We start from the raw sequence: 9,878 nt of genomic DNA on the forward strand, positions 1-9,878 counted from the left end.
TATCGAATGGATATAATAGCAGATCGGGTGAAACAAATTCCCCCGTATGTATTCGCAGATTTTCAACGAAAGAAACAGGAAATGGTCGCCAAAGGGGCGGATGTAATTGACTTAGGAATTGGGGCGCCGGATTTACCTGCCCAGTCAAGCATGATTGAAAAACTATCTGAAGAAGCAAAGAAAACAGCGAATCACAGGTATTCGAGTTTTCAAGGATGCAAGGAGTTTCGAGAAGCGGTAGCGGCCTTTTACAAAAAACAATACGACGCAGAAATCGATCCAGAGACGGAAGTTTTAACACTTATTGGATCCAAGGAAGGCCTTGTTCAGTTGATGCAAACGGTCATCAACCCTGGTGAAGGTGTCCTTGTTCCCAACCCCGGTTATCCGGCCTACCGGACAGCGGTGCGTTTAGTGAATGGGGTTGTTTATGATCTGCCTTTAGATGCTTCTTGCAATTACCGGCCAAAGTTGGATGAATTAAGTGAACAAGCAAAACAGGCGAAGCTGCTGTTACTAAATTATCCAAGTAACCCAACAGCTGCAACGGTTTCAGTGGATGTTTTCGAAGCGGCGATTGCATTTGGAAGAAAAAATAATACCTTTATTGCGCATGACAGTGCATATAATCTAATTCAATTTGGCAACTACAAGGCACCAAGTATCCTGCAAGTGGACGGTGCGAAGGAATTAGCGGTGGAGTTTGGCACCCTTTCGAAAAATTTTAATATGGCAGGGTGGCGCATCGGCTATGTGGTAGGGAACAAGAAAGTGATTCAGGCGCTAGCCGCACTGAAAAGCAATATGGACACATCGCAATTTTTACCTATTCAAAAAGCGGCAGCAAAAGCTCTAAATAGTGATTTAAGCAATCCGCGGGAAAATAGCCGGATTTATGAGGAACGGATGCATGTTTTATATGATGCATTGCATAGATTGGGATTGGAAGCGGAAAAGCCCCGCGGGACGATTTTTCTCTGGGTGAAAGTTCCCGGTCACTATACGTCCAGTGCATTTGCTGATTTACTTCTGGAACAGGCGCATATCATTGTAACACCAGGTCACTTTTTTGGTAGCGCTGGGGAGGGGTTTATCCGAATTGCTTTAACCGTTCCACTTGACCGGATCCAAACTGTGATTGCACGACTGGAAAATGTAAAAGGGATGGAGAATGTATGAACCAATATATAAAAAGATTAACCGCTGCACAGGCGATTGTAGAATGTCTGAGGAATGCGGCAATTGATAAGGTGTTTTGTGTTCCAGGGGAAAGTTATCTTCCGGTATTAGACGCTTTATATGAAGAAAAATCCATGGACGTAATTGCAACACGGCATGAAGGGGGCGCCTCCTTTATGGCGGAAGGTTACGGGAAGGCAACAAAGAAGCCAGGGGTAGTGATGGCTACACGGGGCGTTGGCGCAGCGAATTTAGCAATTGGTGTCCATACAGCGTATCAAGATTCCACGCCAATGGTCGTTCTCTTAGGCCAGGTACACAGCAAGTTCCGGGGGCGTGAAGGATTTCAAGAAGTGGATTTGGACCGGTTTTTCCAGCCGATTACCAAATGGGCGACCGAAGTAAAAGACCCGGAACGCATGCCGGAAATCATGGAAAGAGCGCTGAGGACTGCGCAATCAGGCAGACCAGGACCTGTCGTTATTTCCCTACCTGAAGATGTTCTTAAGGAAGTACGTGAAATGCAATTTTATCAAGCGTTTCAAGTACCAAGGCCTGCTCCGTCTGCGGCTGAAATGAACCAGGTGGAAGAGGTCTTACGCACGGCTAAAAAGCCAGTGATTATTGCTGGTGGCGGGATTAAAAGTGCTGGCGCAGAAGCTGCGTTGCAGCAGTTTGCTGAGCAGTATCACCTTCCAGTAGCAGTTGCATTTCGCCGCCATGATGTTTTTCCAAATGATCACCCGCATTACATCGGACACCTTGGACTCGGGGCAAACAAAGATTTAGTACGCATCGTGCAGGCGGCAGATGTCGTTCTCGTGCTTGGAAGCAGGCTTTCGGAAGTAACAACGCAGGACTATTCACTGCTTGGTCCTGAGCAAAAATTAATTCATATCGATATGGATGCCGCGACACTAGGGAAAGTTTACCCGGCGCATCTTGGTATTGTTGCAGATTGCAGGGAAGCGTTAAAGGTATTCCATCAGAGGGCGCCATCTTTTCAAATCCCGTGGAAGCAGTGGACGAAAGATGCGCATGCATTTTATGAGCAAAGCAGCGCATTAGACTATGACGAAAGCTGGGTCATTAATCAAAAGATTATTTATGAACTGCTTGCGCATCTGCCAGATTCCGCCATCATTACGAATGATGCAGGAAATTTTGCAAGCTGGATGCATCGATTTTACCGCTTTAAGCAAAAAGATACCTATATTGGACCGACGTCCGGTGCGATGGGATATGGGCTGCCTGCTGCCATTGGTGCAAAGCTTGCGCAACCAGATAAAGTCGTTGTTTCTTTATCCGGCGATGGTGGGTTTATGATGACGTCCCAGGAAATCGAGACGTCCATTCGATGCGGAGTACCAATTGTCAGCATTGTCTTTAACAACAATATGTATGGCACAATTCGCATGCATCAGGAAATGCATTATCCAGAGCGAGTTGTAGCGACAGATCTTGGGAATGTTTCTTTTTCCAAATTGGCACAGAGCATGGGGGCCGCGGGCGTTACCGTAGCTTCTGCGGCGGACTTTAAGACGGCTTTACAAAAAGCGTTAAATCGCGAAACAACAACCGTGATCGAAGTCATTACGGAGAAGGAAGAAATTTCAGCAGGAAAAACGATTCAGTCGATTCGCGATTCGAAAAAATAGCGTTAGGAAACATGATTTATTGATCGATAATTTTTTAAAAGGAGTGGATTTAGAATGGCAAACGCATTAGTAGACAAAGAGGTATTGATGAATCATATTAACGGACAGTGGGTGAAGCCAGAAGAAACACGGGATGTCATCAACCCGGCTAATGGCGAAGTAGTTGTAAAAGTGCCGCTTTCCACAAAAGAGGACGTAGACCAGGCAGTCCAAGCTGCGAAACAAGCGCAGAAAAAGTGGGCACTGGAACCAGCTCCTCAAAGAGCAGAGATATTGTATGAAGTCGGCCGGATAATGAAGGAGAGAAAAGAACATTTATCCAAACTGCTGACACTCGAAAATGGAAAAGTACTCGAAGAAGCACGCGGGGAAGTACAAGAAGGAATCGATATGGCCTTTTATATGGCAGGTGAGGGACGCCGCATGTTTGGCCAGACGACAAATGCCGAATTAAAGGATAAATTTGCGATGAGTGTGCGCGCGCCGATTGGTGTGGTTGGACTAATTACACCATGGAATTTCCCAATTGCGATCGCGACTTGGAAATCCTTCCCGGCCATTGTTGCAGGAAATGCGGTGATTTGGAAACCAGCAACAGAAACGCCAATTATGGCAAACGAACTAATGAAAATTTTTGAGGAAGCAGGACTTCCTAAAGGTGTCGTCAATGTTGTTTTTGGAACTGGTGGATCGGTTGGTGATGCGATGGTGCACCATCCAGCTATTAAAGTGATTTCGTTTACCGGATCCAATGAAACAGGAAGCAATATCGCTGCGGAGTGCGGCCGTCAATTAAAGAAAGTATCGCTTGAAATGGGCGGGAAAAACGCAGTCATTGTGATGGATGATGCAGACCTTGATCTCGCAGCAGAAGGGGTTATCTGGAGTGCATTTGGAACAAGCGGCCAGCGCTGTACAGCGTGCAGTCGTGTCATCGTACATGAAAATGTCAAAGAAGAACTAGAATCCAAGGTATTACAAAAAATGAAAGGTCTAAAAATCGGAGACGGGCTGAACGAGGACGTGAAAGTTGGACCAATTATTAATCAGGCTGGTATGGATAAAATTAAAAAATACATCCAAATTGGCCAGGAAGAAGGCGCAAAGCTGCTCGCAGGAGGAAAGGAATTAACCGGCGGCGATCATGCGAACGGATTGTACTTTGAACCGACTGTGTTTACGGATGCGACGATGGATATGCGCATTGCACAGGAGGAAATATTCGGACCTGTCGTTTCTTTCATCCCTGTAGCATCGTTTGAAGAAGCAATTGACGTCAATAATCGTGTGGAATTCGGCTTATCCAGCTCCATTTTCACCCGCGACGTGAATCAAGTGTACAGGGCACAACGAGATTTAGATACAGGGATCGTCTATGTCAATGCAGGAACAACAGGTGCGGAGATTCACCTCCCATTTGGAGGAACGAAAGGAACAGGTAATGGTCACCGAGATTCAGGTGTGCAGGCGCTGGATGTATTCACCGAATGGAAAGCCGTTTACGTAGATTATAGCGGTAAATTACAGCGTGCACAGATTGATGTGGAATAAGAAAGCATGGAGGATTTAATTTGTTTACGTTGATCTTCATTTAGTTGAGACTATACACGATTGTCGTTGTACAAATGACAACCGTGTATAGTTTATGTAATGGTTCCAGGTTTGCAAAAGCAACATTGCAGCCATAATTAACTAGATGTTATTTTTTGGCGATGCACTTATTAAAGTTTATACTGTCTATCCCATTTTCTTGTTTATTTAGAATAGATGCAAAAGCATATAAAGGAATGGAATAGTGAAAATGCACAGTACAGTCGTTAACAATACACCTAACGTTGCAAAATTCGTGTCGGCTCCAAATTTTTGTGAAAATAATGACGTTGTTGGTGCAGAGGGCATCCCGGAAACCAACATTGCAATGGCTAGCAATGGAAATGAGACAGGTAACAATAAAAATGGGAGCAATAACAATGGAATAATTAGAAGTCGAGCCACTGCAGACTTCCATAAATAAGGGTTTTTCAGCATGAAAGGAATGTCTTTATATGTTGTGTTTGCCAGTAAACTTCCAATTAATATCATGGAAAGGGGGATCGTCATTTTTCCAACACTTTCTAATGCGCTTGAGAAAATTTCCGGAAAACGGAAAGGGGAAAATAAAACCATGAAGCCTGCAATGGTCGACAAAATTCCTGGATTCAGGAGAACACTTTTCCATTTTATCGTTGTTTTTCTTTTCGTAAATAAGAAAATACCGTAGGACCATATACATAGTAAATAAAACAAATTAAATAGGCTTAAATAAATAATGCCTTGTGCCTTAAAGAGGATAAAACATACTGCATATCCGATAAATCCCTGGTTTCCAAAGATAATCAGGCTTTCATAGACACTTTCTTGTTTCTTTGGAAGATGGGCGCGTTTTCTCATCCAAAAAGCTAAAAGGATTGCTAGTGTAAGTACATAAACAGACATGGACAGAAGCCAAAGAAATTCCTTGATGACAGTAAAAGAAAAGGGGATATCCAGCGAGAACAAAATAAGTGCGGGTAAGGTAATATAGAGGATCAGTTGTGTTAACACATCATTCGTATGCCTATTCAGAATATCTTTTTTTCTTACAACAAATCCTAAGATTCCAATGCAATAAAGCATTATCATTTCCTGTAAAAAATCTCCTGCCATGCTCATGATTATCCCTCCATGGTTTACAGTATGAAAAGGAAAGCAGGGGGGTTCCAAGGTTTGTTTGATAGATTAAAGCGTTTAGGTTAATCCGCATTTCTTGGGAGGGGCTGTAAATGTTGTTTCTCCTGAAATGGGAAAAAGCCTCTCTAAAAAGAAGAAATCCTTGCAGCGCGACATCCGTGCAAGGATCTTGTATCTAAAAGAATAATAATCCGATCGATATGGGAATGAAGCTCCATATTAAAATCATGACGCAAAAGCCCATGATATCTTTTACTTTTAGGCCGGCGATTGCAAGGAGAGGCAGTGCCCAAAATGGCTGGATCATATTTGTCCATGCATCTCCCCAAGCTACTGCGACAGCCGTCTTTGCTGTATCAACGCCAATTTCAAGTGCTGCAGGGATCATGATTGGCCCTTGAATCGCCCATTGACCGCCTCCGGATGGGACGAAAAAGTTGACGATGCCAGCGCTGATAAATGTAAACCATGGCAGTGTGAAATCATTTGAAATACTGACAAACCACAGTGACAATTGCTCGGATAAACCGGAAGCTACCATCATTCCCATAATCCCCGCATAAAATGGAAATTGGACAATGATCCCCCCGGCATTTTTAACGGCGCTTGTTACACTATCAAGAAAACGGCGCGGTGTCTGGTGAAAGATAATGCCTAAAAATAAAAAGATAAAATTAACGATGTTGATATTTAAATCAAGTCCATTTTGTATAAAATGATAGATCACGTAGGCGAGCCCCAACAATCCTACGATCAGCGAAACGATTTTGCTGTTTTCCAAGCGTTCTGCAGGTGTGTGACTCTCGATTGGCTCTTCATTCCTCGCTTCAACTGCGGCGGTTGTTTGATTTTCCAGTAATTCCGGATCAATTTTCCCTGAACCATCACTAGATTTCATGAGCAATCGATTCAGCAATGGCAGGGAGAGGAGCAGTGTCATCACAATAAATAAATTAAAGTTACTTAGAAGCGTTTCGGTGATGGGAATGACTCCGATTACATCCGCCAAAAAGTGGTCCTCTGTGGCTATGGTTAACGGAATCGATCCCGATAATCCCCCGTGCCATAGCAAAAATCCGCTATAAGCACTCGCCATTAATATTCGGTAATCGACCGATGGCACTCTTCTCGTGACATGGATTGCCAGAAGCGCGCCTACAACTAACCCAAATCCATAGTTAATCAAACAAGCAATGGCAGCAACGAAACTAACGAGTACAACTGCTTGAGATGGTGTATTTGCGAGCTTACTTAATTTGGATAATAACTGTTTAACAATGGGAGTATTAGCCAGGATGTACCCCGTAATAACGATAAGCGACATCTGCATCGCAAAGTCCAGTAAATCCCAAAAGCCATCGCCCCAGTACTGAACCATATGGATAGGGGAGCTATCTGTAAAGCCAAGGCCTAAAATGAAAACAATAAAAGTTAGAATAATAGCAAATAGAAACGCATCGGGCAGGTATCGTTGTACCATCCGATCAAAAAACGCAGTGAGTGGCTTCAGCATTTTTTTCCTCCTTTCCTAGGTTAAAGCGCTTACATAAAGATAGCAAATGTTTCTGATTATTGCAACTCTCTCTTGGAGGGGACGTCTAGAAATCGATGTTGATAGACACCTATACTACCATATGTTTTGCATGTAGTTATGGTATATTTATATTAACATATTTTACACACGAGGAGGGTTCGGACGTGAAACGGTGTATCTACCTAAGTTTTGCATGTTTGTCTTGATTGGTTTTGAGCAGATGAGGAAGCGATGGTAAAAAATTTTAATGAATAACGAGGAAGTGAATACATGTTAGGTTATTATAGTAAGCTTTCTTCCCAAGTCTATGATATGGACAAATATATTGGTCTTTCCTATGGGGACGTGGCGTTTTATCGGGATCGATTAGCTTCTTGTACAGGGAATATTCTTGAACCAGGAGTTGGAACTGGTCGAATTCTCATTCCGCTTTTAGAAAAAGGGTTGAAGGTTGATGGCTTCGATGTTTCTAGGGAAATGTTAGAAATATGCCGTACGAACTGCAAAGCAAGAGGGTTACATCCAAATTTATTTGAAGGGAAAATGGAATCTGTTGCATTAGATAAAAGGTATGAAGCTATTATCGTCCCAACCGGAACATTTTTGTTGTTACATCAAAGGGAAGATTCTATGAAAGCATTAAAAAATTTCTATCATCATCTCAAAAGCGGTGGAAAATTAATGTTAGATATCTTTTTACAAACGGATTTCGCAATAGGCCAAGGAACAACAAGAACATGGGAATCTGAAAATGGCGATATGATTACATTAGAAAGTAAGGTAGTAGATGTGGATTATATCAACCAGTACACCATATCACACAATCGTTATGAAAAATGGCGTAACGGCGTATTAGTACAAACGGAATTAGAACGATTTCCGCTTCGTTGGTATGGAGTTGAGGAGTTTAAAATGATACTTGAACAAATAGGATTTGAAGATATTATCATTTCAGCAGATTATACGTACGGACAATATCCTACTAAATCAAATCAAACCATTACATTTGAAGCGGTTGTGCGTAAGGGGTAATGTTTTTTGCTACTGTGGGAGGGCACACGGACTTAAACCCTCCCGAAAAATGGAGGAGACCCTCTTTAACACGCATTCGCGCAATAAAGCCGGGAACTCGCGCGATGTTGCTAGAAAGTAGCGCCATAACGCTATGGAGTCGCGCGATAACCATACAAATTCGAGTGATGTTCCAAAAAACTTGCGCAATCTTGTTATGAATTCGCGCAACCTCATCCAATGGTCAATTTACCAATGCAGAAGCAGTGGTTAAAAAGTCGTTTGAAAGTGAGAAATCGATTAAAATACTTGAATCAGGGGGAATGATCATGACAGAACGATTCACGGGAAAAGTAGCTTTCGTAACTGGAGGCAGCAGAGGAATTGGCAAGGCAGTTGCCGAGCGATTTGCCCAAGAGGGAGCGAAGGTGGCAATTATTGATATCAACGAGGAAGCGCTCGGTGAAACGGAAAAAGAACTGCAAGACAAAGGCTACGCAGTTTTAGCGAAGAAGGCAAACGTGGCGAATGCTGAAGAAGTAGAGGCAGTTATGGAAGCGGTTGTCAGTAAATTTGGATCCCTGGACATTCTCGTTAATAATGCCGGTGTAATCCGAGATAATTTATTGTTTAAAATGACGGACAGTGACTGGGAGCAGGTGATGGATGTTCATTTAAAAGGCTCTTTTAACGCAGCGAGAGCAGCCCAAAACTATATGGTGGAGAATGAATACGGGCGCATTATTAATACATCATCAACATCTGCGCTCGGGAACCGCGGCCAGGCGAATTATGCGACAGCGAAGGCGGGACTGCAAGGGTTGACCAAAACGCTTGCCATCGAACTCGGTAAATTTGGCATCACGACAAATGCTGTGGCACCAGGCTTCATCGAAACGGAAATGACCCAGGAAACAGCCAGGCGCATTGGCGTTCCTTATGAGGACTTAGTCAAACATAGCGTAGCGTCCATTCCTGTTGGGAGAAGCGGAAAACCATCCGATATCGCCAATGCAGTCACATTTTTTGCAGATGAACGATCGTCATTCGTGAATGGTCAGGTAATTTACGTTGCCGGCGGTCCTAAGGATTAACAGACAATGAGGAGTGGTTTATGCATGTTTAAAGAGCATATCGGCAAGCAATCCAATAAAATTAAAAATGTAGTGGAGCGCGGGATGGTCAAACGGTTTGCTGAGGCAATCGGTGACATGCACCCCATTTTTGTCGATGAAGCCGTCGGAAGACAGTCAAGATATGGACAAAACATTGCTCCACCCACGTTCCCGAGAGTTTTCGATTACGGCGAAATAGAGGGATTGGATCTGCTCAGCGATGGGCTCATTCACGGCGAGCAAATCTATCATTACACGCGCCCTCTCTTGGTAGGGGAAACAGTCTACTGTTATACCAAAATAGAAAATTACTATGATAAAAAGAGCAGAAGCGGTCTGCTTGGATTCCTTATTTTAAAACGATTTGGGGAGGACGGCGAAGGTGAGACCATTTTTACGGAACAGCAATCCGTGATTATCACCGAAGCGGTCAGGAAGGAGCTGGTGAAATGAAGTCCCTTTCCGACTTACAAATAGGAGAATCGCTTGATCCGATCACACTTCAACCGGTTTCTCGACTTGATTTGATCAAATATGCAGGGGCCTCCGGCGATTTTAACCCCATTCATACGATTGACGCGGCTGCAGAAAAGGCGGGCCTCCCCGGCATTATTGCCCATGGCATGTGGACGATGGGGAACTTGTCCAAATTGTTTACCCCTTATTATGAAG

General features: G+C 43.5%; 9 protein-coding genes. 7 read left to right on the top strand and 2 right to left on the bottom strand.

The features are described from left to right. Positions 1-6 precede the first annotated feature (6 nt). From GZ63_RS0108745 to GZ63_RS0108755, 3 genes are read left to right on the top strand one after another with little or no spacing between them, the layout of a single operon-like run. On the top strand, positions 7-1,179 hold the full coding sequence (locus GZ63_RS0108745; protein WP_029268670.1) for an aminotransferase class I/II-fold pyridoxal phosphate-dependent enzyme: 1,173 nt from the start codon (positions 7-9) through the stop codon (positions 1,177-1,179). Further along, positions 1,176-2,837, top strand: coding sequence for a thiamine pyrophosphate-binding protein (locus tag GZ63_RS0108750; protein ID WP_029268672.1), 1,662 nt, complete (start codon positions 1,176-1,178; stop codon positions 2,835-2,837). Before GZ63_RS0108745 ends, GZ63_RS0108750 begins: the two co-directional genes overlap by 4 nt. Positions 2,838-2,891: 54 nt before the next feature. After that, positions 2,892-4,388: an aldehyde dehydrogenase family protein gene (locus GZ63_RS0108755; RefSeq protein WP_029268674.1), complete on the top strand. Its 1,497-nt coding sequence runs from the start codon at positions 2,892-2,894 to the stop codon at positions 4,386-4,388. 207 nt (positions 4,389-4,595) lie between these two features. Here the strand turns inward: GZ63_RS0108755 and GZ63_RS0108760 are convergent, their stop codons facing one another. Both GZ63_RS0108760 and GZ63_RS0108765 read right to left on the bottom strand, forming a co-directional pair. Continuing rightward, the gene (locus tag GZ63_RS0108760; RefSeq protein ID WP_029268676.1) at positions 4,596-5,528 is read right to left on the bottom strand and encodes an AEC family transporter; all 933 of its coding nucleotides are present in this window, start codon (positions 5,526-5,528) and stop codon (positions 4,596-4,598) included. Positions 5,529-5,721: 193 nt separating this feature from the next. After that, positions 5,722-7,059 (bottom strand): short-chain fatty acid transporter, encoded by a 1,338-nt coding sequence (locus GZ63_RS0108765; protein WP_029268678.1) that lies wholly within the window; start codon positions 7,057-7,059, stop codon positions 5,722-5,724. A 291-nt stretch (positions 7,060-7,350) separates the two neighbouring features. On the opposite strand from GZ63_RS0108765, the gene GZ63_RS0108770 reads away from it, so the two are divergent. From GZ63_RS0108770 to GZ63_RS0108785, 4 genes are all read left to right on the top strand, one after another. Further along, positions 7,351-8,112: a class I SAM-dependent methyltransferase gene (locus GZ63_RS0108770; protein ID WP_029268680.1), complete on the top strand. Its 762-nt coding sequence runs from the start codon at positions 7,351-7,353 to the stop codon at positions 8,110-8,112. 308 nt (positions 8,113-8,420) lie between these two features. Beyond that, positions 8,421-9,185 carry an SDR family NAD(P)-dependent oxidoreductase gene (locus GZ63_RS0108775; RefSeq protein ID WP_029268682.1) on the top strand — a complete coding sequence of 255 codons (765 nt, stop codon included), beginning with the start codon at positions 8,421-8,423 and terminating at the stop codon, positions 9,183-9,185. A gap of 24 nt (positions 9,186-9,209) precedes the next feature. After that, the gene (locus GZ63_RS0108780) at positions 9,210-9,659 is read left to right on the top strand and encodes a MaoC family dehydratase N-terminal domain-containing protein (protein WP_029268685.1); all 450 of its coding nucleotides are present in this window, start codon (positions 9,210-9,212) and stop codon (positions 9,657-9,659) included. Next, the coding region (locus GZ63_RS0108785; protein ID WP_029268687.1) for a MaoC/PaaZ C-terminal domain-containing protein at positions 9,656-9,878 on the top strand (223 nt) is incomplete at its 3' end. The genes GZ63_RS0108780 and GZ63_RS0108785, both read left to right, overlap by 4 nt.

Source organism: Virgibacillus alimentarius (assembly GCF_000709085.1).
GTDB classification, from domain to species: Bacteria; Bacillota; Bacilli; order Bacillales; family Amphibacillaceae; genus Virgibacillus_B; species Virgibacillus_B alimentarius.

Coding starts and splice junctions, on each gene's coding strand:
- GZ63_RS0108745 (WP_029268670.1), top strand. CDS start 7: ATGGATATAATAGCAGATCGGGTGAAACAAATTCCCCCGTATGTATTC.
- GZ63_RS0108750 (WP_029268672.1), top strand. CDS start 1,176: ATGAACCAATATATAAAAAGATTAACCGCTGCACAGGCGATTGTAGAA.
- GZ63_RS0108755 (WP_029268674.1), top strand. CDS start 2,892: ATGGCAAACGCATTAGTAGACAAAGAGGTATTGATGAATCATATTAAC.
- GZ63_RS0108760 (WP_029268676.1), bottom strand. CDS start 5,528: ATGAGCATGGCAGGAGATTTTTTACAGGAAATGATAATGCTTTATTGC.
- GZ63_RS0108765 (WP_029268678.1), bottom strand. CDS start 7,059: ATGCTGAAGCCACTCACTGCGTTTTTTGATCGGATGGTACAACGATAC.
- GZ63_RS0108770 (WP_029268680.1), top strand. CDS start 7,351: ATGTTAGGTTATTATAGTAAGCTTTCTTCCCAAGTCTATGATATGGAC.
- GZ63_RS0108775 (WP_029268682.1), top strand. CDS start 8,421: ATGACAGAACGATTCACGGGAAAAGTAGCTTTCGTAACTGGAGGCAGC.
- GZ63_RS0108780 (WP_029268685.1), top strand. CDS start 9,210: ATGTTTAAAGAGCATATCGGCAAGCAATCCAATAAAATTAAAAATGTA.